This is a genomic window from Pseudoalteromonas sp. 2CM28B, from assembly GCF_023161935.1.
Map to the genome: position 1 here is coordinate 303,433 of NZ_JALNTH010000004.1, position 23,940 is coordinate 327,372.

Genomic DNA, 23,940 nt, shown 5'->3' on the forward strand with positions numbered 1-23,940 from the left:
GTCGCCCTTAGTCGTTATCGCCTGCAGAGGTGGTAGGTAGCTCAAGTGCTAGCTCATTAATAAAGTCATTTTTTAGCTCATCGGTCAACACTTTCACTTGGCCATGTACATCACGTACCTGTTGCTCGTTATCAATTAGCAAATCGGCCAGCGAGCTATCAATGCTATTTAAAGTGGCTTTGAGGGCTGCTATTCCTTCAACTAAACGTGTTTTAGTAGCCTGTGCTTGCTCTGCATCTAAAAAGTCATCAAAGCCAGTGCCTGCTTGCTCAGCGTCTAAATTACCCATAATTAACGCTTCAAACGCCGCTAAGTTATTACGAATATTATCTAAAGAGCTTTTCGCATCTAGGCTTTCTACATCTTCAGGGCACGCCGATGCGCCACACGAATTTGAAAAAATACCAATCGGCTCTGCTAATTTTTTATCTTTTACTATTGTGTCGATATAAAACAGCGCATCGCTAATATGATTAAGCGCTTCATGAGTTGTGCTAAAGCGAGAGCCACTTTGGCCGGTATTTTTTAATTCATTAGCAAAACCGCTATCCCCTTGCCAAGCTTGTAATAACTGCGCTGACGAACTTAAAACATCTTCACTTGCCACCTCAGCAAACTCACAACGAGCCTGACGACGCGCTAAATCTGTGCGGTTATTCCAATCTGCAAGAGCATCATTTGCCACACTACAGTGATGCGCTAATTGCTCGTTAAACAACACATGCCCAATTGCAAATAAGCCGCGGCGTGTTGCTGTTCTTTCGCTAATGGCATACGGGCGATTTTGATCTTGGTTAATAACACCGTCTTGGTTATACACCACGTCTTGGTCTATCCCACAGCGGCTAAAAGTAGGCCATGAATATATTTGGTTACGTAACTGCCCTGCGTTATCAAGAAGCGGCCCCATTTGCATCATTTCGGCTTGTTGCCAACCCGCCATGGTATCTAGCCAGGCTTGTTGTGCTTGAGCACGCAGCGCAATGGCCTCTTCAGAGCTTTCTTGTACGCTTTGTATTTCAGCTTGGCAGTAATTTGCAACGGCCTGTGTTTGTGTTTGTGCTTGTTGATTAAACAAAACAAACGTCGGTGTTATTACATTATCGACTAAGTTAGCAACGAGTTGTGCTTCATCAAACTCTGTAACCGCAGGCGTCGTAGTTTGCCCGCTATCACTACTTTGAAAATCACTACCTGTGCTACTTGAGCTACTTTCACCACACCCACTAAGGGTTAATACAGTAGCTGCAACCACAACCCCTTTTTTTGCATAATTGATCATTATTTCAACCCTAAAAACTTTGAAAATTAAACGGCAAAAGGCCAGCCCGAGGGCTGACCTTCCTTGGTGCTAAAACGGGTGGTTATTACCAGTTTTCAACGTTTTGAGCATCAAAGCCGTAAACTTCCTGCATCAAATCACGTGCCTCTACTAACTGCGCTTTGTATGCATCTGTTAGCAGTGGCGCTTCACCGAATAATGTATGTAGCTCGGCAAATTTACCTGCGTTATCGTCGCTGTAAAAAGGTGAAAATGGGTTAAATTGAAAGTTCAGTGCAAAGCCTTTCATTTCACTAAAGTGTTTAGCTAAATTAGCAAAATCGTCAGCACTTGCCTCTGTACCTTGTACTGTATCAATGTCGGCTAATGTGTCGTTGATGTAATGTACAACGGTGGCTGCAATTGCGTTTTCCCAATTGGCTACAGCAATATCACGTTGTGCTAATAACTGCGTTTTTTGATCATCAGTTAATGCACTTGGTGCAGCATCGTTAATAATTTTACGACCCGCAATAAACGCCGTCATTGCTGCGCTGCTAAAGTCAGTCGCCACTACCGCGCCTTTATCACGTTTAGCTGCATTGGTAGAGTTACCCCAATTGTATTCACTCGCTAAGTCAATTTTGCCATCACCATCAATATCAGCGCTTGCGCTACCATCTGAAATAGCCTCGTCGCTAAATTCTAAATAATGACGAGCAGCGCCAAAGTAACCAAAACCTTCATCGTATTGATGCTCTAAAGTACTGTAAGTACCATCGGCTGCTGCATCGGTGTTATCTTCATCAAGCCCTTCGTCTAGGTAATCGTCAGTGCCTTGCGAGAACATTAACGCACCTAGCGTGTGCTTTTGAATAAGCTGGTTTAAATCAAGGCCACTTGTTGTGATGTATGCCGCAGTAATGTCATTACCGTTTACATCCTCAGACTGCGTACCGCTTGCAATTGCATCTACATTGGCGGCAATTAAATCAAAGTAATGAAAAATAAGCCCTTCTGGCGTTTTTGCTTGAGTGCCGAAGTCGCTCCAGCCTTCAAATGTGCCTTCTGTTAGCCAGTCTTCTTCCATTTTAGACGCATCGTTACCGGCAATTTTACCTGTTAAGGTTTTGCCTGAATTCGAAATTTCTGCAAACGACTGCTGCAACGTAGTTGCGCCATCAATAAACAAAAAGCTGTTATCTTTTACGGCTTCGTAATCGCTCCAATAAGCCATTAACTGCGCTTTAACGGCATCGCCTGTTAAGCCTTCGCTTTCAATGTAATCAACACTTAATAAGCTAATGTAAGCTTTAATTTGCGCCGAAAGTGCATGGCGAGCCACTTGGCCTGTGTAACTTACCGCAGAAATACTAGCATTAACTGTTGAGGCAAATTCGTAAACGTTTACGCCATCTTGCGCTTCAATATCAGTTACAGATACGCTCAGTGTTTGTGTAAAACTTAAATCGCCAGCATCGGTTGCAGTAACTGTTACATCAACTGTTTCTACTTGCTCAGCATTAAGCGCTAACGTGCTTTTAAGCGTTAGCTCATTGCTGTCATTAATTTCAAAATACTGTTCATCATCAGAAAGTGTAAATACCATGCCTGTTGCATCGTCATCGGTTGCACTTAAAGTACCGACTACTGCGCCTACCACATCTTCTGTTACAGCCGCTGTTGATAAGCTAATAGCGGTAGGTGCCGAATTAGTCACTGTTGGAGTGGTTGGTGTTTCGGTGCTATCGCTGGAGCTTGAGCCACCACACGCAGTTAAACCCATAGTTGCAGTAATTACTGCACTTGCAAGGAGAGATTTACGCAAATTCATGTTGAATCCTAATATTGTATGTGAATCATTCTTATTTGTAATAGCGACTATTCTAATTACAAATACCTAACAATCAACCTAAATGTTGCTTTTTTGTTTTATTTTTAAAATAGTTTTAGTTTTTAGAACAAAGGGAGATCGGCAAAAATACTATTTAATATAGCTAAACTGTGCGTAAATCCCTTAGCAAAACATTCGCTGCATAAAGAAAATCTACTCATTAAAGTAATTAACTATCAAAAACTTATAACAATGCTTTGCTTGTACTAGATCAGTATTTTTAGAAAGGAACACTGCGCCTTAAAGCAAAATGCGAACATTACGTAAAAATAAAATCACATTAACTTTTTAGATATAAAAGCTATTTGTAATAATTATTATTTATTTTAAAAACGCATCACTTATAGCGTCTAAGTGTGGTTTTTTGCTTCACTTACTGTTTTAGAGGCTTATATCGGCGTATTGATTAAAGGTATACTAGGGCGTGTTGACCTTGGCGGATAGAAATTTGTTCAATCTAGGGGCGATTAAATCGCAGCGCGTGGTTTGTAACTTAGTAGGCTCGATAACGGCTCCTGCGTTATTTTAATGACTTACATCCATGTAAGAATAAGTAAAAACCAATAAACAAGAGCTTATCACCCTATAAAGAACCCAGTGGGCAGCCCATGTTTGGCTTTTATGCTGCGTTAACGCCTATTTATGGGGAATAACCAAGTTTCATAGGCTCTGCCTTGCCTAAAAACCAAACATACGGCTGTAAATTCAACCATCAAAAATCAACACACCCAAGAGATTATGAGAGGTGGTAATGCATTAAATAGTGTAATTTTACTACTCACTTTTAGCTAAGCCATACAATAACAGAGCCTTTTTATGAAAACAGAAATTCGCTACCGCTTTGAAACCTCGCAAATTGCTAACCGCTTTGTGCATGTACTAAAAGATTGGCCCGTAAACCAAGTTAAAACTCGCCTATTTAATGGCGGCGACAGTGTAAAAATCACTTACGAGTATGATGAAAGCGGGTTTGATTACACCTCTGCCGAGCTAGATGATTTATCAGAGCAACACGGTGGTAAAGAAGTTTAGGCACTTAACAACAAAAAGCTATTACAGCCCAATTAGCCATTAACTTTGCTTTAATGGCTAGCGCGTTTTATCACTTTACGTTTTATTCGTGATATTTACGGATCATCGCCACTTTACCGTTTTCAACTTCTATTATTTCCATCATTACTGATGTGTACTCGATTGGCTGCTTACTTTGCGGATGAATGCCCTTAGCGTGGTTTTTATAACGAATCGCAAAGCCGCTATCGTTAAATACAAAGGTATTAAGCAGCTCGCTTTCGTATAAGGTATGCGCGCCTAAATAAAAACGCATGCCCTTACGCATTAGTTTTTTACCCTCTGCTGTGCGAGAGTCATCTACTTGATACGGTATGTGCTGGCTGCCTACATCGTCTGTTAATAAATTAAGGTAGGCTTCAAGCTCTTTTTCACTTGCGTTAGGCGCTTGAGTGGCGGTCATTGTGTTGTAGTAATGTTGTGCAAATTTGTTTAAGTCCAGTGCCTTTTCAGCATTAACCGAAAAGGTACTCACTAATAGCAAAGCTAATGTAAATAGTCGTTTCATCACTTCTTCCTTGTAGTTAAAAGTATTGATTTATTTATAGGTACACTATATTCACATGTTCAAAAATAAAACAAATATTTTTAAGTTAATAAACCTACATTTTGCTTTTTACTCTATTGGTTGCCACGCTGTTGGCTGGATCGTCGGGCCAAAAATGCTTGGGATAACGTCCTTTCATTTCTTTTTGTACATCGCGATAACTACTAGCCCAAAAGTGCGCAAGATCTTGCGTAAGCTGTAATGAACGCTTACCTGGCGAGAGTAATTCCATAAGCAGTGGCAGCTTGCCATTTGCAAGCATTGGCGTACTTGTTAAACCATACACTTCTTGCATGCGCACGCTAAGTTTTGCGGGGCCATCTAGTTGGTAATTAATTTTTATATTTGAGCCACTCGGTACCGTTAACCTAAGCGGTAACAGTGTTTTTAGGGCTGTTTGCTGTGTCCAGTCAAAACAATTTTGCAGTGCTTCAAAGTAGTTAAACTTTTTAAGCTGCTCCAGCGTTTTTATATCCTGTAAATATACGCCTAACCAATCATCAGCTGTTTCGATAAGTTGCTGCTCGCTTATTGCCGGGAACGTATCTGGCATAAACTGACTGGCTAAACTCATGCGTATTAATAATTGCTGCGCATCGGCTTGTTCATTAAATAATGCAAAGCCGTGCTTAGTAAATAAATTAAGCCACGCTTTGGCGCGCTCGGTTTTATCAAGCTTTTGCTTACTTGGTTGGCTTGTAAGCGTAATGGCGCCGAGCTTTACTTCGTCTTGATGGATAAACCGCGCGGTTTTCTCATCAAACTCACAGCGGGTAAGCGTAGTAAACAAGTGCGGTAAGTAATCTTGTAGCTCAAATGGGCTAAGTGCGGTGGCTGCAAAAATACGCGTGCCTTTATGGCCGCCCATGCTTGCAATAGCAAGGTAGTCATCGTTATGCCAGTAATCGGTGTTTAAATCAGCGCCCGCACCATTGGCAAGTAAGTAGCCATTGCCGCGTTTTTTTGCAATGCGATCGGGGTAAGCTAATGCCACCAGCAAACCTAAATACTCGGTGTTTAGCTCGCTGTTACTGTCGGTTACTTTTAAACGGCTTTGCCAGTATTTTAACTGCTGTTTAAATACTGGGTGTGGCCTTTGCTGTTGGCTATGTAGCGCCAAGCTTAGCTCGTTGGCGCTGTTTATTCGGCTCTCAAGCAGCGCCACTAAATAAAGTGCTAAGCGATAAATACCAGGGAGTTCTGCCTCAAGCGCTTGCGCTTTTAAAAGCATATGCGCTAAGCGAATATCCGCCCCAAAACCCAGCATGTTGCTGCCCAATTTGGTTAACTTACCTTTAGAGTCGATGGCTTCAAGCATGGTTAGTAAGTTTGCCGCTTGCGTGCATTGCTGCGCTGTTGGCGTATCAAGCAAGGTGAGTTCGCTGATATTTGCGCCCCACTGTTTTGCCTCCAGCATAAGTTGGCTTATGTCTGAGGTGAGTATTTCCGGGCTATCGTGGCTATTGCGTCGCTCAAAGGTTTGCTTTGAGCCAAGCCTGTAAACAACACCGGGTTCTATTCGCCCTGCACGCCCTGCTCGCTGCACAGCAGAGGAGCGCGATATACTTTGTGTTGTAAGCTCAGTTACGCCTGTTTTTAAGTTATAGCTCGCCGCGCGGCGTTTGCCGCTATCAATAACAATGCGAATGCCTTCAATGGTTAAACTAGTTTCGGCTACATTGGTGGTAAGCACAATTTTGCGCATACCTTTAGCCGCAGGGGCAATCGCCGCTTGCTGATTGGCTTTATCTTGCTCGCCAAATAATGTGGCAACTAAGCAGTTACTTGGTAAATCATTAAGGGCCTGCTGCACACGTACTATTTCAAATTGCCCAGGTAAAAAGACTAATGCACTACCGCTTTGCTCATTGAGCGCTTGCTTAACGATATTAGGAATGGCATCTAACCAGCGGCTCTCATCTTTTATTGGTATATATACTTCGTCTATGGGGTAACTACGCCCGCTTGATTGTATAACCGGGCAATCAAAAAACTGCGTATAGCGCTCAGTATCAAGGGTGGCCGACATAAGTAGTATGGTTAAATCGTCGCGCAGCGCACTTTGGGTCTCTAAAGCAAAGGCCAGTGAGGTGTCGGCCGCAATTGAGCGTTCATGAAATTCATCAAATATCAGTAAATCTATATCGCTTAATTCGGGGTCGTTTTGTAGCATGCGGGTAAGCATACCCTCGGTGACTATTTCAAGGCGCGTATTACTGCTTACTTTACTCTCGCCGCGTACACGCAGGCCAACACTTTGCCCCACATTTTCGTTTTGGCACTGTGCTAAGTAATTGGCAATATTACGTGCTGCTAAGCGGCGCGGCTCAAGCATTACAATACGTTTGAAATGGCCGTCGCGCATAAGCTGTAGCGGCAACCAGGTTGATTTACCCGCACCAGGCGGTGCTTGTAATAACGTTATGGGGTTACTTTGTAATGTAGTTAGAAGTTGTTGATATATGTTTTGAACCGGCAGCACTGCTATTTACCCAAAATTGCTTTGTATGCATTGTAACAAAAACCAAAAATAAACGCGCCGCAAAAGCAGATGAGTTTACGCGTATCCATAATCAGAAATAATTACAGACCGCTCTGTACATTTTTTAAGAACATACGCGCTGCAATAAAAGTAACGCCTCGCTTAAATATATAAATTAATGATTATAAACACAAAATAAAAATTTGACTGGTTGGTACACGCTTTGCTCCTTTTATACTGAACGTTAATTAAAGCTAAGTAAGGAGATACTTATGAACAGCGATCGTATGAAAGGTAATTGGAACGAACTTAAAGGTAAGGCGCAACAAAAATGGGGCGATCTTACTGACGACGATTTAGACAAAATTGAAGGTAGCCGTACAGAGCTAGTGGGTAAAATCCAGCAGCAGTATGGTAAATCTAAAGAAGAAGCAGAGCGCGAAGTAGACGAGTTTGAAAAAACTCACTAATCGCTAGCTTCTAAAAAAACCGCCATTTGGCGGTTTTTTTGTTTAACGGCTAAAAAAGGACGTTATTTACGCTTTTAATTGATTACCTATAGGCAGTTGCCTAATGCGTTTACCACAAGCGGCAAAAATAGCGTTACATAGCGCAGGGGCGTAAACCGGTGTTGCCGGCTCGCCTACACCTGCTGGTGGTGCATCACTTTGTATGATTTCTACTTCTACCTCTAGTGGTGAATCGCTCATACGCGGTACGCGGTAATCATGAAAATTACTTTGCTGCACGCGGCCTTTATCAAAGGTTATACCATCGCTAATTGCAGTGGTAATACCGTAAATAGAGCCACCTTGCGTTTGGTTTTTAACGGTATCGGTGTTTACAACCGTACCTGCATCAATAGCCACCCACGATTTAATCACGTTTAAATCACCAGCGTCCGATACCTCTACCTCAACCACAGTAGCCACATAGGTTAAAAAGCTGCGGTGCGCAGCAATGCCTAACCCGCGACCTTTTGGCAGCTTTCGGCCCCATTTACTTATATCGGCCACTTTTTCAATAACATGGCGTAATTTACCAATATCTAATGGGTAAACGTCTTTATCGGCGCCATAGTTATCGTAAGACGCATTTTGCTCGGTTACATCTAAAATGCGATCAGGGCCTATGGTTTCAAGTAAATAGTCTTTTTGGTCGCGCCCTGCTTTATGCGCCGCTTCAGCAATAAATGACTGAATAGCAAAAGCATGAAAAATATTTGATACCGAACGCATCCAGCCTACTCTTGTTTTAGCGGGTGCCTCGCCGTTTTCTAGCTTTAAGTTAGGTGAGTTTATAGGGTTATCGGTAAAGCCTAAGCGCAGCTCAAAACCTGCTGGCGACGTTGCGCCTTCTTGAAAGGTCGACATAATTGGCGAAAACGCCGTACGATGTAAGTAAGCCTCAATATTGCCTTTTTCATTGAGTGAAGCTTCAATATGTTGAGCCGATACCGCATGATAAAAACTGTGCTGAATATCATCCTCTCGCGTCCATTGAACGCGTATGGGTTGTCCTACTTTCATTGAAATGTAAGCAGCTTCTGCTGAAAAGTCAGGTTTTGATTTACGCCCAAACCCGCCACCTAACATGGTGACATGTACGTTAATTTGGCTCTCCTCCATACCAAGTAGTGCGGCTACGGTTTTCATATCAGCTTGCGGGTTTTGCGTTGCAGCCCAAATATCTACCCTGTCTTTATTGTACATTGCAGTGGCGCAAGGTGGCTCCATAGGTGCTTGGGCCAAGTGCGGCGCGTAATAGTCGGCTACTAACTTATTGCTCGATTTAGCCAATACGCTGGCGGTATCGCCTATTTCACGTACATGCGCTTGCGGCTCATTAACGGTTTGTAATAACGACTTTTTAAAGCTCTCTGAATTATAATCGCCGTTTTTACCATCATCCCACACCACCTTTAGTGCTTTACGCGCCTGCCATGCAGCCCAGGTATTTTTAGCAATAATAGCAATGCCGCCTTTGGGCTGAAATTGCGGCGCACCTTTTGGTACAGGCATTTCAATAATATTAACTACGCCATTAATTGCTTTAGCGGCGCTGGCATCAAACGATTTAACCACACCACCTACTACCGGCGGGCGCTCAATCATAGCCACCAGCGCTTTTGGCTCGCGAACATCAGCAGCAAATGTGGCTTTACCGGTTACTAAATCGGTTAAATCTATATGCGCCATACCGGTATTTATATAACGCCATTCTTTGCGTGTTTTAAGTGTTAACTTGTCAGGCTCTGGCGGGGTAATACCAAGCGCGAGATCAATTAAGTCTTTATAGGCAACCGTTTTACCCGAGCTGTGGGTAACCACGTGCTGATTAGCTGTACAGGTTTGCGGCTCAACGTTCCAATATTTAGCAGCTGCATGCTGCATCATATAACGTACACTTGCACCCATTTCGCGTAGGCGCTGCATGTTGTAGCGAATACTGCGCGATCCATCGGTATTTTGATCCCCATATTTAGGGTCGCCCTTACCTTGAATAACAACCACTTTATCCCACGCAGCTTCCATTTCGTCTGCCACAATTTGGGCAATGGCGGTACGAATTTGTTGGCCCATTTCAGAGCGATGACAGGTTATTTCAACCATGCCATCGGGGCGCAGCGCTATAAATAAGTTAGCACGTTTTGCTTGCTCAGAGGGTTGCTCTAACACGCCTGCAAACGCTTTTGGTGCACTGCCTACAAAATAAGTGCCTAATACTAATGCGCCTATTGCGCTGGTTTTTAAAAATTGGCGACGGTTTAGGTCAAAGTACGTATTATCGTTTTTCATACTTGTTCCCCTTGTTCATTTGGGTCAAAGTATTCAACGCCCGCAATGGTTTTAGCCGCCGACTTAATCGCTTTATGAATACGTGGGTATGTACCACAACGACAAATATTGCCCGACATATTACTCACTATTTCATCATCAGTTGGGTTGGGGTTAGCGGCTAATAAGCTTGCCGCTTGCATTATTTGCCCGCACTGACAAAACCCACATTGCGGCACTTTATGCTCAACCCAGGCTTTTTGCACGGGGTGGTCGCCTTGCTCGCTTAACCCTTCAATAGAGGTAATAGCACGCCCTGCCACAGCCGACACCGGTAATATGCATGAGCGCTGCGCTACGCCATCAATATGTATGGTACACGCACCACATTGCGCCATACCACAGCCAAACTTAGGCCCGGTTAAATTTAATTCATCTCGAAGATACCAAAGCACCGGCGTTGACGGATCGCCTGTAAACTCATGTTTATTACCATTAACGGTAAGCGTGATCATATTTAACTCCTTGGCAAAGCGCTTTAAAGGAATGCCTTGTTGCGCGAGAACGGTTTGAATAATTGCTACTTTTTTAGCCTACCACTTAGGATTGATTTATTGAAATTTTTATCGGCGAACCGCCAACCTATAGCAGTTACTAAGTGGCAGCTTTATTGGATAGGGATAAGAAGGGTTTACTGATTCTACTTAGCACTTATAACTGGCTCATTTAATAACTGCTCATCATCTTTATATACTTCAAGCCAACCAGGTGGCGATGTATCGCAGCCAATAATAGTAACGTGTAATATGTAACTATAACGTCCGTTTTTAAACGTATAGTAGTGATTCCCGCCGCTACCCTCAAAGGTAATATCACCGTTAAATAAAACCATATCAGGCTTGTCCTTTGGCCTTTTATCACTACTCCACACTACATAACGGTAATTTCTATCACCTAAATCATCAACGCGAATATGGTAGCTAGCCGTTTTCCAATCCAGCACTGGCTCTTCAAACGTATTAATACTTGAATGAAGTGATTGATTGTCTTGTTCAATTAAGCGTTTAGCAAATGCCTGCTCTTTAGCTGTGTGGCTATTTATACCGATAATTTTACCGTCAGTATTAACCCACATCACGCCGTTATTTAGCATAATGCCACGCCAACCAACTTTATCCCAATCGGTATTAATATTAGAGCTGCCAATAATAGTAACAAGCTCCTCGTCAAACACTTCATCAAAGCGATTAATAAACTCAGCTTCATTTTTAATGTCGGGCAATGGATATTGCCTTTTTAGAGGGTAGCGAATATGCGCAGCAATCGCAGTTTTATCCTCCGCTTTAAAAGCAGCAATAACAGGTAAAACACTCTCGTGATACTTCTGCTCAAGCGCAAATGTGTTCGATGTGAAAAATAGGGATAGGCAAAGCAATATGTAATTTAGATACTTCATTCATAACCCTTTCAACCTTTAATAACCTAAGCTAGGTTTAAAATTAGGCATCATATTGATTCAATGACAATTGACCCAATGTTATAATCAATTCTTGATATTCTACAGTTACGCATCCCTCTGATACTAACCCCATTATCAAGTACTTCTATAAGCTTTATACTTTCATCAGTCGTCAATAGTTTTAATTGGCTTAAGTCATCGATTTTTAAAGTAACTTTTGTTCTAGTCTTATACTTCGCAGAAACAGGTGTTCTTGTATCGCTTAAAATTACACCTTTAGATATTATTCTTTTAGATAATGTATAGATCTTTACTAAGCTCTCCGGCTCTGTGCTTAATAACTTTGAAAGCTGCGCTTCACCTTTAATAGGCTCTATAACTGTGGAATATACATTTCTATATGAATTTAGTACCGAAAAATAATTTAAATAAAAGATATTTTCTAAATCTGCATTATTGAAAACTATACTCTTTTTAGCATCTAACATTTCACACGACACATACGCAGTCTTATGATTTAACGGTAAAAAAATAATATAACTTCTCGGCTTTCACTTTGAAAATCTATAAGGTATCTTTTTGGTATAATTTTTAAAGCGTCAGAGAGGTTTATTTGGAGTTTAACAACAGGGTTGTCAGAGGTAACAAATGTGAATCCTGTGGAATTATAAATAATAGCAGCATGCTGATCTATCAAGTCTCCAAAGTCGGCAGTAAGCAGACTCCTTTTAGCTATATTTTGAGATGCTACTTTATAATTATCCTTCCCTTCAAAAGCATCCATCCAACCAGCAACTCTATCCTCACTTTCCTGAAATTGTTTAATAAAGGGCTCTACTCTCATATATTGTAAACTAACAAAATAGGATAGAAATGACATAGTTTCATTAGTGAGATTACCTTTTATTACTTCTTTAAAGGCTTTAGAGTACTCCCCTTCAACTATTGATAAATAATTTTCAACGACTGGATTTCTAGGGTCATCTTCAGGTAGATTATAAAAATATGACTCTGTGAAAGTCGTATGTCTAACTGATCTTAATTTCCAACCAGAAGATAGAGTTTTGTCATTTACATATAATCCAGCCTTAAAACTTCCTATCGACTTTTGCTCTTCAGATAAAGGAGCTATGAAATTTTTTAGATAGCAAGCTGGAACTAGATGCTGTTTCTTTTTCTCTGGCATTAAAAGTTATACCTTATATGCATCTATTTTTATATCCACATTAAAAATAGAAAATTATAAAAATAGCCCACTATAATATATTAAAAAACGAGCCAAATTAGGCTCGTTTTTCTTTTACTGATAGCTGACAGCTATAAACTGACCGCTGCTCTTTTACTCCGGCTCATACCCCAAGTTAGGCGATAGCCATCTTTCAGCCTCTTCGAGCGTCATATTAGTTCGCTTGGCGTAGTCTTCTACCTGATCCTTTTGAATAGATGCTACGGCATAATATTTTGCCTCTGGGTGTGAGAAATACCAGCCCGAAACCGCTGCCCCTGGCCACATGGCGTATGAGCTGGTGAGCTGCATGCCAATGCGTTTTTCGGTATCGAGTAACTGCCAAATTTTCTTTTTCTCAGTGTGCTCTGGGCACGCTGGGTAACCCGGTGCTGGGCGAATACCTTGGTAGTTTTCGCGAATTAGCTCATCGTTACTTAAGTTTTCATCGGCTGCATAACCCCAATACTCTTTACGCACTTGTTCGTGCAGGTATTCGGCAAAGGCTTCTGCGAGCCTGTCGGCAACCGCTTTAACCATTATTTTATTGTAGTCGTCTTGCTGTGCGTCGAACGCGTCGGCTAGGTCGTCTTCTTCTAAGCCGCCCGTTACTGCAAACGCGCCAAAGTAATCAGGTGTGCCTTTTGGCGCAATGTAGTCGGCTAAACAATAGTTAGCAAAGTCGGTTTTTTCGGTTTGCTGGCGTAAATGGCATGAGGTAGTTAACAGCTCTTTGCGGGTTTCGTCGGTGTAAATTTCTATGTCATCACCCACGCGGTTTGCAGGGAATAAACCAATTACACCTAAAGGTTGCAAAGCACCTGACTTTTCAAGGTCGTCGAGCATGTCGTTAGCGTCTTTAAATAAGCTACGTGCTTGCTCACCGACGACTTCGTCATCCATTATGCGTGGGTATTTACCAGCGATTGACCACGTCATAAAGTACGGGGTCCAATCTATGTATTTACGTAACGTGGCGATTGATACATTTTTAAATTCGGTCACGCCCAGCTTTTTAGGCACCGGTGGCGTGTAGTTTTCCCAATCAAGCTTGGCGGCGTTATCGCGGGCACGCTGTATGGTAACGGGTTTTGAACGTGGCTTTTTGCGCGCTTGCTGCTCGCGTACTTTTTCGTACTCGGCTTTAGTTTTTTCTAAAAAGGCCGGTTTTAGCTCTTTAGATAATAAGCTCGATACCACGCCCACTGCACGGCTGGCGTTATTTACGTACACTACGCCTTTGTCGTACTGCGGCTCAATTTTAACGGCTGTATGCGCTTTAGAGGTCGTTGCGCCGCCAATCATAAGTGGGAGCTCAAAGCCTCGGCGGGTCATTTCTTTGGCTACGTGTACCATTTCATCAAGCGATGGGGTAATTAAACCCGAAAGGCCGATTATGTCGGCTTTTTCGTCAATCGCGGTTTGCAGTATTTTTTCGGCAGGTACCATTACGCCTAAGTCGATTACTTCGTAGTTATTACATTGCAGTACTACGCCTACAATGTTTTTACCTATGTCGTGCACGTCGCCTTTTACGGTGGCCATAACCACTTTACCGTTAGTGGCGCCTTCTTCTTTTTCAGCTTCTATGAATGGGTCTAGGTAGGCCACTGCTCGCTTCATTACGCGGGCCGATTTAACAACTTGCGGTAAAAACATTTTACCTGCGCCAAATAAATCCCCTACCACGTTCATGCCATCCATTAATGGCCCTTCAATTACGTGAATAGGTTTATCGGCGGCAGCTCGGCACTCTTCCGTGTCTTCATCTATAAAGGTGGTAATGCCTTTTACAAGGGCGTGCTCTAGGCGTTTTTCAACAGGCCATGTGCGCCACTCTAAATCTTCTACGCGTTCGGCTTGTGCCATGCCTGAAAACTTAGGGGCTATTTCTACAAGGCGCTCACCTGCACCTGGGTCGGTGTTAAGAATTACATCTTCTACGGCTTTGCGAAGTTCCTCGGGGATATCGTCGTAAACTGCAAGCTGGCCTGCGTTTACAATACCCATATCCATACCCGCTTTTATCGCGTGGTATAAAAACACCGAGTGAATGGCTTCACGTACGGGGTTATTACCCCTAAACGAAAACGAGACATTAGACACCCCGCCCGACACTTTACAGTGCGGTAAGTTTTGCTTAATGCGGCGTGTGCCTTCAATAAATTCTACGGCGTAGTTGTCGTGCTCTTCTATACCGGTGGCTACGGCAAATATATTAGGGTCGAAAATAATATCTTCCGGCGGAAAACCAATCTCTTCGACTAATATTTTGTAGCTGCGCTCACAGATTTCGTATTTGCGGTCTGCGGTGTCGGCTTGGCCGTCGGTATCAAACGCCATTACAACAGCAGCTGCACCAAAGCGTTTAATAATTTTAGCTTGGCGTTTAAACGGCTCCTCCCCTTCTTTAAGCGATATTGAGTTAACAATAGCCTTGCCTTGAATACATTTAAGGCCTGCTTCTATTACTTCCCATTTAGAGGAGTCGACCATAATGGGCACTTTAGAAATATCGGGCTCTGAGGCAATTAAGTTTAAAAACTTAACCATGGCCGCTTTTGAGTCCAACATGGCTTCGTCCATGTTTATATCAATAACTTGGGCGCCGTTTTCTACTTGCTCGCGAGCAACATTCAGGGCGGTCTCGTAATCTTCTTCCATGATTAAGCGTTTAAACATGGCAGAGCCGGTTACGTTGGTACGCTCGCCAACATTGGTAAATACTGCAATTTGCTGGGTCATGTTGGCTCCTAGTTTAAGTTACAGGCTTCAAGGCCTGATAAACGCATACGAACATCAAGCTCTGGCAACGCGCGAGGTTTTACCCCTTCAAGCCCTTTGGCAAACGCACGAATATGCGCAGGCGTGGTGCCGCAGCAACCACCAACAATATTTATAAAGCCCGATTTACCCCAGTCTATAATCTCTTTCGCCATGTCCTCTGCTTCTAGGTCGTACTCACCAAATTCGTTAGGTAAACCTGCATTTGGGTGTACTGAGGTAAATGTTTCGCATACGCGCGAAAGCTCTTCTACGTATTGGCGAAGTAAATCTGGCCCTAGGGCGCAGTTAAGGCCTATAGAAAGCGGCTTAATATGGCGAATAGAGTTATAAAATGCTTCGGTGGTTTGCCCCGAAAGCGTACGCCCAGAGGCATCGGTAATTGTGCCCGAGATCATTACAGGTAATGTGCGCCCTGCTTGCTCAAACGCTTCTTCTACTGCGAATGAGGCAGCTTTTGCATTTAGGGTGTCGAAAATGGTTTCGATAAGTATTAAATCAGCGCCGCCTTCCATTAATGCAAGGGTAGACTCAACATACGCAGTAACCAGCTTATCAAAGGTAATATTACGATAGCCTGGGTCGTTTACATCTGGCGAAATTGAGCAGGTTTTAGAGGTTGGCCCTAACACACCGGCTACGTAGCGTGGTTTTTCTGGGTTTTTAGCGGTGAACTCGTCACATATTGCGCGTGCGAGTTTTGCCGACTCTAAGTTTACCTCACGGCTTATGCTTGCCATGTCGTAATCTTCCATCGAAATGGTGGTTGAGTTAAAGGTATTGGTTTCAATAATGTCTGCACCGGCGGCTAAAAAGCTGCGGTGTATATTGGCAATTAACTCAGGTTTTGTAAGGCTTAATAAATCGTTATTGCCTTTAATTAGTACGTGCCAGTCTTTAAAGCGCTCGCCTCGGTAGTCTTCTTCTTCAAGCTTGTGAGTTTGGATCATGGTGCCCATGGCGCCATCTAAAATTAAAATACGCTCTTTTAATGCAGCGCTTAATTCGCTGTGTTTATTATTGTTTTGCACGTTATTCGGCATAGTTGTTAGTCCTCACATCTTGGCTAACTAAATTAATATCATAAGGGGTCGTTTGGTACACGTAGTAATTTAACCAGTTCGAAAACAGCAAAAAGGCATGGCTTTGCCACGTTTTTGACGGCTTTTTACTTGCATCGTTATCTGGAAAATAGTTTTCGGGTTTTGGCGCATCAGGGCTTTTTTGTAAATCGCGCTCGTACTCTGCTTTTAGTGTGTCGGCATCGTATTCTGGGTGGCCGGTTATAAACACTTGGCTGCCCGACTTATTTTTCATTAAGTAAGCGCCTACTTTTTCAGAGCCTGCCAGCACGACTATATCGTCGCAGGCATTTATTTTATTTATATCTATGTGGCCATAACGTGAGTGCGGCACTAAAAAGGTGTCGTCGAAGCCACGAGTAAGTGCCCCGTGATCAAAGTAACACTGGTGAGTAAACACACCACAAAGTTTATCTTCTTTTAAATCGCGTTTTAAATTGTAACGGTGATACAGCGCTGCATGCGCCGCCCAGCACGAAAACAGCGTAGAGGTAACGTGCTGCTCTGCCCAATCAATAATCACTTTTAGCTCATCCCAGTAGGCTACATCGTCGTATTCAAGGTGTGCGAGTGGTGCACCGGTAACAATTAACGCATCGTAGTTATTGTCTTTCACTTCTGAAAAATAACGGTAAAAGGTATCTAGGTGCTCTTCTGAGTTGCTACTGCTGCGGTGCGTATCTAGGCGCAATAGCTCTACATTTACTTGCAAAGGAGAATTGGCAAGCAAACGAATAAACTGCACTTCGGTTTCTACTTTATTAGGCATTAAATTTAAAATAGCCAAACGCATAGGACGAATTTCTTGCGTTTTTGCGCGACTTTTTGGCATTACAAACACGTTTTCTTCACGTAAACGGGCAATAGCCGGTAGTTCGTCTTTAACTGTAATGGGCATCTTTTAAGCTCCTGCTCATAAAAACCGAGAATTAATACGCTCTCATTATGAACAGTATGCTAAAAATATCAACCTCTAGATGTATAGATGTCCAAATGAAATTTATTCATGATTTTATCAGATTTACAAAAAGTTATAGGTCAGGAGGAATGCATTTATATTGAAATATTTTGTTTAACTGTATTGAGGTCGCGCTACTAAAACCAGTAGCGTTATTTCAATTAAAAACGATAATTTACAGATAAATTAAGAGCGTAAATATCACCTTCGTCTGTATCAAAATATTGGTATTCAGCGCTTACTTGCCAGCGTTGAGTTAACCTATAGTCAATCCCAGTACCGTACGTTACACCGCCTTCGTCATAATTTTGCTCAGTGATTAACGTAGAATTTGTATCTGAGCCAGTTATTGATTCTGCAAGGTTTCTTATTTCACCTTCATTGTAACTTAATTTATTTCTACCATAGCCACCAAATAAAAACACATCTGCCCGAATTGAAATGGGATAATTAGCTTTCACAAATATACTTGTTTGCAAATCAAGGCTTGAGTCAATTTCGCTCTTAATAGATTCTGAGGTTAACGAACCATCTAGCGGGTTTTGAGTATAAACAAGCCCATTTAGAGGCGTTGATTCGTCATTTAAACCAAAACCTACACGACCTTCTATCGCAAAGTATCGCGAAAACTGATAGCCAAACTGGCCGTAAAGTGTTGTAAATCGTATGCTATCACTCTCGTATACATCAATTTGCGTAGACCCTACCCCTACTCCTTGGTAATAACCATTTACCTGGAGTATGTCTGCTTGGCTCGAAAATGAGTATAAACCTAAAAGTAATGCCCCTAACTTTGTAACTATTTTCATGTTCATTCCTTTAAACCTTTGTAATATTTGATTATGCGATGTTTTACAACGACTAAGAGTGGTCTGCCTGTATAATTTGCTTATACTTTACAGTCTGTAAATATACTGTACCACTTTTGTTAAAAATAAAATGTGTTTGAACAATATAAAACAATAGATTACAGAATTTTACACAATAGAAATCCTGTCATAGTGGTGTTTTAAATGGGCAAGAAAATAAAGTACCGTTTAGATTAGCGTATTGTTCTATACGCCATTCGTTGACTGTTTCACCTGTGAGCCACTACAATACAACATTGAAATTTTTATTATTATTTGAAGGCTTTCCTCCATGGTTTTACCTGATAAGTTTATATTCTCGATGAGTCGAGTATCTAAAGTTGTGCCACCTAAGCGCACAATTTTAAAAGATATTTCGTTGCACTTTTTCCCTGGCGCTAAAATTGGTGTGCTAGGTTTAAATGGTGCTGGTAAATCTACATTACTTCGCATTATGGCCGGTGTTGACCAAGACTTTGAAGGTGAAGCTCGCCCTCAACCTGGTACTAAAATTGGTTACTTACCGCAAGAGCCAGTACTGGATGAAAGCAAAACAGTACGCGAAATAGTTGAAGAAGCTGTTGGCGAAGTAAAACATGCCCTTAACCGCCTTGACGAAGTGTACAACGAGTACGCAATGGAAGACGCTGACTTTGACGCCCTAGCAAAAGAGCAAGGCGAGCTTGAAGCGATTATTCAAGCGCACGATGGCCACAACATCGATAACGTTTTAGAACGCGCTGCTGATGCACTTCGTTTACCTGAATGGGATGCTAAAATTGAGCACCTTTCAGGTGGTGAGCGCCGCCGTGTTGCTATTTGTCGTTTATTACTCGAAAAGCCAGATATGCTTATTCTCGATGAGCCTACTAACCACTTAGATGCTGAGTCGGTTGCTTGGCTTGAGCGCTTCTTACATGATTACGAAGGCACTGTTGTGGCGGTAACGCATGACCGTTACTTCCTTGATAATGTAGCTGGCTGGATACTAGAGCTTGACCGTGGTGAAGGTATTCCGTGGGAAGGTAACTACTCTTCTTGGCTTGAGCAAAAAGATGCGCGCTTACAACAAGAGCAAAAATCTGAAAAAGCACGTCAAAAATCAATTGCTCAAGAGCTTGAGTGGGTGCGTTCAAACCCTAAAGGTCGTCAAGCTAAGTCTAAAGCGCGTATGGCGCAGTTTAGCGAGCTACAGCAGTCTGATTACCAAAAGCGTAACGAAACTAACGAGCTATTTATTCCACCTGGTCCGCGTTTAGGTGACCAAGTGCTTGAAGTTAATAACTTACGTAAGAGTTTTGGCGATCGCGTATTAATCGACGATTTAAGCTTTAGTATGCCAAAAGGCGCGATTGTGGGTATTATTGGTGCCAATGGCGCGGGTAAATCAACCCTATTTAAAATGCTAAGCGGCGAAGAGCAACCTGATAGCGGCAGCATTAGCGTAGGTGAAACTGTAGAGCTTGCAACAGTTGATCAGTTCCGTGGCAACATGGACGAAAGCAAAACTGTATTCCAAGAAATATCTGACGGACAAGACGTGCTAAAAATTGGTAACTTTGAGTTCCCAAGCCGTGCATACGTTAGCCGCTTTAACTTTAAAGGTAACGATCAGCAAAAGTTTGTAAAAGACTTATCAGGTGGTGAGCGTAACCGTTTACACCTTGCTAAGCTTTTAAAAGCGGGTGGTAACGTAGTACTACTGGATGAGCCAACCAATGACCTTGATGTTGAAACACTTCGCGCCCTTGAGAACGCTATTTTAGAGTTCCCAGGGTGTGTAATGTGTATATCGCATGACCGTTGGTTCCTTGACCGTATTGCAACGCACATTTTAGATTACCGCGACGAAGGCCAAATTAACTTCTTCGATGGTAACTACACTGAATACGAAGAGTGGCTTAAAAAGACCTTAGGCGCAGAAGCTGCACAACCTAAGCGTATTAAGTACAAAAAAATTGGTTAATTGTTAATTAATATAACAAACCCTGCATTTATGCGGGGTTTTTTTATGCCATTTTTTATCGCTATGGGCTATTTCCCGCTATGCTTGATTTAAATATTACAATAAAGGCAACTCGTTTTATGGAAAATCGACGTCAGTTCTCGCGTATTCTTTTTTCAACCGCGGCTCAATTAGAATTTGCAGGAGAGAGCTACCCATGCAAATTACTCGATGTATCTTTACATGGCGCACTCATTACTAAATGCGCGGCGTTTAGTGGCACAAAAAATAGCGAAGCCACCTTGCGCTTTACCTTGCCACAAAGCGATATAGAAATAAAAATGGAGGTGTTTATTTGCCACATAGAAGATCAACACATCGGCCTAAAATGCCACCATATAGATATAAACAGCATTACCTATTTAAAACGGTTAGTTGAACTTAATTTAGCCGATGAACAATTACTTCATCGCGAGCTTGCCTCGTTGATTGAATAACGGCAATAGACTCCCTTAGTTAAGTTTATTACCATAGCGCAAACTTTATTATTGATACGGTTATGCGCCTAAACCCTCACTTACCTTTGGTCTATCACAGTAATTATTCGTTTAGCTTTGACCCTAAGCACCGATTTGTAATGAGTAAATTTGCTCATTTATATGAGCAGGTTAAAGGTTTAGGCATTGCAGGTAATAATTTAGTAGAGCCTATTTTGGGCTCCCCCGAGCCACTTGAACTGGTACACTGCGAAAACTACATTCACGATTTATGGCATAACCGCCTAGACGAAAAAGCCATGCGCCGCATTGGCTTACCTTGGTCGCAACCGCTAATGAACCGTACATTCACCGCCCCACAAGGCACGTTACAAACTGCACGCTTAGCATTAAAGCATGGCTTAGCCTGTCATTTAGCAGGCGGTACACACCATGCACACACTGATTTTGGCTCAGGTTTTTGTATGGTGAACGACTTAGCCTTTACCGCGCAAACATTAATACAAAGCGGTGAAGTGACCAACGTGCTCATTTTTGATTTAGACGTACACCAAGGCGATGGCACAGCTGCAATGCTTGCACATCAGCCGTATGCGTATACATGCTCTATACACTGCGAAAAAAACTTCCCGTTTAGAAAATCCCCCAGCGATTTAGACATAGGCCTTGCTAACAATATGCAAGACGCAGAATACTTAGGCGTTGTGGATGATACGCTGCAGTTTTTACTAAAAGAGCTCAACCCCGATTTAGTCCTATACGATGCCGGTGTAGATATTTGGCAAGACGATGGCTTAGGCAAACTAGATATAAGCTGGGACGGCATTAAACAGCGTGACCATTTAGTATTTAAGCGCTGCCTTGAACATAACACCGCTATTGCCAGTGTTATTGGTGGCGGCTACGACAGAGACCATACGCGTTTAGCGCAGCGCCATGCAATAGTAATTGAGCAGGCTGCGGGGTTTTAAAAGAAGTATTAACCTGTGCGCTTTATACTTTTAACTGGCTTGGGGTTAGCCCTGTCCAACGTTTAAATGCCCGCCTAAAGTTAGGAATATCGTAAAATGCCAAACGCTCAGCAACATGCTCATTGCACTTAGCGCGCAAGGTAAGTAAATAAATGGCTTTATGTTTATTTTGCTCATCAACTAAGCTCGAAAAGCGCATATTATGGCATTTTAGTTTTCGTTTAAACGTGGCTGGGCTCATGGCAAAATACTGGGCGGTTTGCTCTAAACTTGCCTCGTTGTAAGTGTGTAGATAGCGCCAAACAGCCTCTATAAAGGTGTATTTTTCGTGTGATTTTACAGCCAATTGAGCGCGTGCTTGCATAAAGCGTAATTCGCTGGCGTACGGGTTAGCTTGGCGAAGCAATGTTTTGCTAATTACCCAACGAGTCGTTGGCTGCTCAAAGCGCAGCTTTAAACCTAAATGTTGCTCGTACTGATGAATATGTCGCGGTCGCTTAAAGCTAAAGTCGAACTCACATTGCGGATAGTGCGGGCTTAAACGCTTTAATAAACTATAAAACGCAGCACTGTAAATTTCTAAAATGTAGTTATGTAGGTCGTCATCAAGCCCTGTAGCAGCATTTAAAAAAATATAAAATTGCTGATTACTTACATAGTGCTGACTAAAAAACAAAGGGCAAAGCTGTAAACGCGCTCGCTGTATTTGTAACAGAGCCGCTCCTAGTTTAGCGCTGTACAATACACTTTGTGCTGCGCTACTTGAATCGTTAACTAATTGACTACCTAGTAAAAAACCGCTGTCGGGGGTGTTCATTAGGCGTTTAAATTGACTTAGTAATTTAACTTGCTGCTCTAAACTAAAGCAATGCTCAACGCTGAGTAAATCTTGCTCAAAAATCCCGGTGCCACGTAACAACTTATGTAAGGCAACCCCCCTACTTTGCGCAAGCTCTACAACGGCAGTTATAAGCCCCTGTGCGGTTAAATACTTGTCAGTTAAGCTAACATAACTGTTCACTGCTGGTGGCTCTTTGTTGTTTTTGTAGTTGTAGGCCGCTGTGCAATTGTTGCATTAGCATGTGAGCTGTATCGCTTTTTTGCGCTTGTATGATGTGGGTAGTCACACACTGAAACTTAGCAAGCCCAGAGCCTTCTACTTTAAAAGCACAATGTTTTAATGCGGCTGTTATTTGCCTAAGAAGCTCTTGCCCTTCCTGCTTTGATGTGGCTGGCATTAGCACCATAAAACAGTCTCCCGCATAACGACATACCACATCGCTTAACCGACAGTTCATTAGTATAAGCTCGCTTATTTCGCGTAGCAGTCGATCCCCTTCGCTAAAACCAAACTCATTATTAAAACTAGCGAAGTCGCGTATATCAATAGCGGCTAATAAAACTGGCTGCGGCGCCTTAAGCTGCGTGTTTAAAACGCTTTGTAAGTATTCGGCTGTATAAACGCCGGTAACGGGGCATACTTTGTCGTGTTCACGTAAATGTGCTTCACGGCGCCTTAGCTGTTTATTTAAAACATATTGTTCTTGGTGCCAATGGTATAAACCTAAACTGGTTAGTAGCATCCCAACGGGGGCTGGCAGTGACTCTATCCAGCTTAGCCACTGCTGCGCAGGTTGCATTAACCACTCATCGAGCAAATCGAGCGTGGCCGAGAACATAAATAAACCAAGCCCAAGCACCAAATAACGAGTAACTTTGCCCGGCGGGCGCGAAATAAGTAAGGCGACAATCCAAGTTAGGGTCATAATCACTATGCCGCCCTCACCAATAATATCGAGCCATTGTATGTGTTGCAGCTCTTTGAGCTCCCCTAAATAGGCACATAAAAATATGGCTAATAACGCCATAGCTATAATACTGTTTGTTAAAAGCCGATGGCTAATAAAGGGATTAAATCGCATAGTTTGTCTTATTTAAATTGCGTATGTATTTATGCTACCCGAAGTGCATTTTTTGTAGCAGGGTCATATTAGCTCAATGATGTGACAGCTAAATGATAAGCACTTACTTATAAGCTGCACATGGCCCATTAACGCTATATTGCTTGGGAGTGCGATTAGCTCACACGCCAAGGTAAAGCTTTTAAAACCTTAATAACCTGCTGATCTAAATAGGGTG

At 42.4% G+C, this 23,940-nt stretch carries 20 protein-coding genes; 5 read left to right on the forward strand and 15 right to left on the reverse strand.

Annotated features, from left to right (window positions below; translation table 11 throughout):
- Positions 1 to 7: 7 nt before the first annotated feature.
- Both MTN96_RS08150 and MTN96_RS08155 read right to left on the reverse strand, forming a co-directional pair.
- The gene (locus MTN96_RS08150) at positions 8 to 1,282 is read right to left on the reverse strand and encodes an imelysin family protein (protein ID WP_248531160.1); all 1,275 of its coding nucleotides are present in this window, start codon (positions 1,280 to 1,282) and stop codon (positions 8 to 10) included.
- Positions 1,283 to 1,367: 85 nt separating this feature from the next.
- Positions 1,368 to 3,095 (reverse strand): DUF4856 domain-containing protein, encoded by a 1,728-nt coding sequence (locus tag MTN96_RS08155; RefSeq protein ID WP_248531161.1) that lies wholly within the window; start codon positions 3,093 to 3,095, stop codon positions 1,368 to 1,370.
- An 876-nt stretch (positions 3,096 to 3,971) separates the two neighbouring features.
- On the opposite strand from MTN96_RS08155, the gene MTN96_RS08160 reads away from it, so the two are divergent.
- Positions 3,972 to 4,187 (forward strand): hypothetical protein, encoded by a 216-nt coding sequence (locus MTN96_RS08160; protein ID WP_248531162.1) that lies wholly within the window; start codon positions 3,972 to 3,974, stop codon positions 4,185 to 4,187.
- Positions 4,188 to 4,269: 82 nt separating this feature from the next.
- Here the strand turns inward: MTN96_RS08160 and MTN96_RS08165 are convergent, their stop codons facing one another.
- Complete coding sequence (locus tag MTN96_RS08165) at positions 4,270 to 4,734, reverse strand: nuclear transport factor 2 family protein (RefSeq protein WP_248531163.1); 465 nt, start codon at positions 4,732 to 4,734, stop codon at positions 4,270 to 4,272.
- A 94-nt stretch (positions 4,735 to 4,828) separates the two neighbouring features.
- Complete coding sequence (hrpB, locus tag MTN96_RS08170; protein ID WP_248531164.1) at positions 4,829 to 7,255, reverse strand: ATP-dependent helicase HrpB; 2,427 nt, start codon at positions 7,253 to 7,255, stop codon at positions 4,829 to 4,831.
- 272 nt (positions 7,256 to 7,527) lie between these two features.
- Between hrpB and MTN96_RS08175 the strand changes: the two genes are divergently transcribed.
- Positions 7,528 to 7,725 (forward strand): CsbD family protein, encoded by a 198-nt coding sequence (locus MTN96_RS08175; RefSeq protein ID WP_002958133.1) that lies wholly within the window; start codon positions 7,528 to 7,530, stop codon positions 7,723 to 7,725.
- A 66-nt stretch (positions 7,726 to 7,791) separates the two neighbouring features.
- Here MTN96_RS08175 and MTN96_RS08180 read toward each other — a convergent pair whose 3' ends face one another.
- From MTN96_RS08180 to MTN96_RS08220, 9 genes are all read right to left on the reverse strand, one after another.
- Positions 7,792 to 10,053 carry a xanthine dehydrogenase family protein molybdopterin-binding subunit gene (locus MTN96_RS08180; protein WP_248531165.1) on the reverse strand — a complete coding sequence of 754 codons (2,262 nt, stop codon included), beginning with the start codon at positions 10,051 to 10,053 and terminating at the stop codon, positions 7,792 to 7,794.
- Positions 10,050 to 10,547, reverse strand: coding sequence for a (2Fe-2S)-binding protein (locus tag MTN96_RS08185; protein ID WP_064386863.1), 498 nt, complete (start codon positions 10,545 to 10,547; stop codon positions 10,050 to 10,052). Before MTN96_RS08185 ends, MTN96_RS08180 begins: the two co-directional genes overlap by 4 nt.
- Positions 10,548 to 10,732: 185 nt before the next feature.
- The gene (locus MTN96_RS08190) at positions 10,733 to 11,488 is read right to left on the reverse strand and encodes a hypothetical protein (RefSeq protein ID WP_248531166.1); all 756 of its coding nucleotides are present in this window, start codon (positions 11,486 to 11,488) and stop codon (positions 10,733 to 10,735) included.
- 50 nt (positions 11,489 to 11,538) lie between these two features.
- Positions 11,539 to 11,979, reverse strand: a complete 441-nt coding sequence (locus MTN96_RS08195; RefSeq protein WP_248531167.1) for a hypothetical protein — start codon at positions 11,977 to 11,979, stop codon at positions 11,539 to 11,541.
- Between the two features lie 29 nt (positions 11,980 to 12,008).
- Positions 12,009 to 12,677, reverse strand: coding sequence for a DUF4238 domain-containing protein (locus tag MTN96_RS08200; protein WP_248531168.1), 669 nt, complete (start codon positions 12,675 to 12,677; stop codon positions 12,009 to 12,011).
- A 153-nt stretch (positions 12,678 to 12,830) separates the two neighbouring features.
- Positions 12,831 to 15,461, reverse strand: a complete 2,631-nt coding sequence (gene metH / locus MTN96_RS08205; RefSeq protein WP_248531169.1) for a methionine synthase — start codon at positions 15,459 to 15,461, stop codon at positions 12,831 to 12,833.
- A gap of 8 nt (positions 15,462 to 15,469) precedes the next feature.
- Positions 15,470 to 16,543 carry a homocysteine S-methyltransferase family protein gene (locus MTN96_RS08210; protein ID WP_029773846.1) on the reverse strand — a complete coding sequence of 358 codons (1,074 nt, stop codon included), beginning with the start codon at positions 16,541 to 16,543 and terminating at the stop codon, positions 15,470 to 15,472.
- Positions 16,533 to 17,480 carry a homoserine O-succinyltransferase gene (gene metA, locus MTN96_RS08215; RefSeq protein WP_004587433.1) on the reverse strand — a complete coding sequence of 316 codons (948 nt, stop codon included), beginning with the start codon at positions 17,478 to 17,480 and terminating at the stop codon, positions 16,533 to 16,535. The genes MTN96_RS08210 and metA overlap by 11 nt, the downstream gene beginning before the upstream one ends.
- Positions 17,481 to 17,701: 221 nt before the next feature.
- Positions 17,702 to 18,349, reverse strand: coding sequence for a porin family protein (locus tag MTN96_RS08220; protein ID WP_096739993.1), 648 nt, complete (start codon positions 18,347 to 18,349; stop codon positions 17,702 to 17,704).
- A 331-nt stretch (positions 18,350 to 18,680) separates the two neighbouring features.
- Here MTN96_RS08220 and ettA point away from each other — a divergent pair, with 331 nt between their 5' ends.
- The 3 genes from ettA (at position 18,681) to MTN96_RS08235 (ending at position 21,801) form a co-directional block, all read left to right on the forward strand.
- Positions 18,681 to 20,354, forward strand: a complete 1,674-nt coding sequence (gene ettA / locus MTN96_RS08225) for an energy-dependent translational throttle protein EttA (RefSeq protein ID WP_029773845.1) — start codon at positions 18,681 to 18,683, stop codon at positions 20,352 to 20,354.
- A 119-nt stretch (positions 20,355 to 20,473) separates the two neighbouring features.
- A complete protein-coding gene (locus tag MTN96_RS08230; RefSeq protein ID WP_096739995.1) occupies positions 20,474 to 20,830 on the forward strand; it encodes a PilZ domain-containing protein in 357 nt (118 codons plus the stop codon).
- Between the two features lie 62 nt (positions 20,831 to 20,892).
- Positions 20,893 to 21,801, forward strand: a complete 909-nt coding sequence (locus tag MTN96_RS08235) for a histone deacetylase (protein ID WP_096042099.1) — start codon at positions 20,893 to 20,895, stop codon at positions 21,799 to 21,801.
- A gap of 22 nt (positions 21,802 to 21,823) precedes the next feature.
- On the opposite strand, the gene MTN96_RS08240 is transcribed toward MTN96_RS08235, so the two are convergent.
- Together MTN96_RS08240 and MTN96_RS08245 are read right to left on the reverse strand one after the other, a co-directional pair.
- Positions 21,824 to 22,822: an AraC family transcriptional regulator gene (locus MTN96_RS08240; protein WP_248531170.1), complete on the reverse strand. Its 999-nt coding sequence runs from the start codon at positions 22,820 to 22,822 to the stop codon at positions 21,824 to 21,826.
- The gene (locus MTN96_RS08245; RefSeq protein ID WP_248531171.1) at positions 22,806 to 23,723 is read right to left on the reverse strand and encodes a GGDEF domain-containing protein; all 918 of its coding nucleotides are present in this window, start codon (positions 23,721 to 23,723) and stop codon (positions 22,806 to 22,808) included. The genes MTN96_RS08240 and MTN96_RS08245 overlap by 17 nt, the downstream gene beginning before the upstream one ends.
- Positions 23,724 to 23,940: the final 217 nt, after the last annotated feature.

Excerpts from the sequence above, each read along its gene's own strand:
- MTN96_RS08150 (WP_248531160.1), bottom strand. The coding sequence starts at position 1,282 with ATGATCAATTATGCAAAAAAAGGGGTTGTGGTTGCAGCTACTGTATTA.
- MTN96_RS08155 (WP_248531161.1), bottom strand. The coding sequence starts at position 3,095 with ATGAATTTGCGTAAATCTCTCCTTGCAAGTGCAGTAATTACTGCAACT.
- MTN96_RS08160 (WP_248531162.1), top strand. The coding sequence starts at position 3,972 with ATGAAAACAGAAATTCGCTACCGCTTTGAAACCTCGCAAATTGCTAAC.
- MTN96_RS08165 (WP_248531163.1), bottom strand. The coding sequence starts at position 4,734 with ATGAAACGACTATTTACATTAGCTTTGCTATTAGTGAGTACCTTTTCG.
- MTN96_RS08175 (WP_002958133.1), top strand. The coding sequence starts at position 7,528 with ATGAACAGCGATCGTATGAAAGGTAATTGGAACGAACTTAAAGGTAAG.
- MTN96_RS08180 (WP_248531165.1), bottom strand. The coding sequence starts at position 10,053 with ATGAAAAACGATAATACGTACTTTGACCTAAACCGTCGCCAATTTTTA.
- MTN96_RS08185 (WP_064386863.1), bottom strand. The coding sequence starts at position 10,547 with ATGATCACGCTTACCGTTAATGGTAATAAACATGAGTTTACAGGCGAT.
- MTN96_RS08190 (WP_248531166.1), bottom strand. The coding sequence starts at position 11,488 with ATGAAGTATCTAAATTACATATTGCTTTGCCTATCCCTATTTTTCACA.
- MTN96_RS08195 (WP_248531167.1), bottom strand. The coding sequence starts at position 11,979 with ATGTTAGATGCTAAAAAGAGTATAGTTTTCAATAATGCAGATTTAGAA.
- MTN96_RS08200 (WP_248531168.1), bottom strand. The coding sequence starts at position 12,677 with ATGCCAGAGAAAAAGAAACAGCATCTAGTTCCAGCTTGCTATCTAAAA.
- metH (WP_248531169.1), bottom strand. The coding sequence starts at position 15,461 with ATGACCCAGCAAATTGCAGTATTTACCAATGTTGGCGAGCGTACCAAC.
- MTN96_RS08210 (WP_029773846.1), bottom strand. The coding sequence starts at position 16,543 with ATGCCGAATAACGTGCAAAACAATAATAAACACAGCGAATTAAGCGCT.
- metA (WP_004587433.1), bottom strand. The coding sequence starts at position 17,480 with ATGCCCATTACAGTTAAAGACGAACTACCGGCTATTGCCCGTTTACGT.
- MTN96_RS08220 (WP_096739993.1), bottom strand. The coding sequence starts at position 18,349 with ATGAAAATAGTTACAAAGTTAGGGGCATTACTTTTAGGTTTATACTCA.
- ettA (WP_029773845.1), top strand. The coding sequence starts at position 18,681 with ATGGTTTTACCTGATAAGTTTATATTCTCGATGAGTCGAGTATCTAAA.
- MTN96_RS08230 (WP_096739995.1), top strand. The coding sequence starts at position 20,474 with ATGGAAAATCGACGTCAGTTCTCGCGTATTCTTTTTTCAACCGCGGCT.
- MTN96_RS08235 (WP_096042099.1), top strand. The coding sequence starts at position 20,893 with ATGCGCCTAAACCCTCACTTACCTTTGGTCTATCACAGTAATTATTCG.
- MTN96_RS08245 (WP_248531171.1), bottom strand. The coding sequence starts at position 23,723 with ATGCGATTTAATCCCTTTATTAGCCATCGGCTTTTAACAAACAGTATT.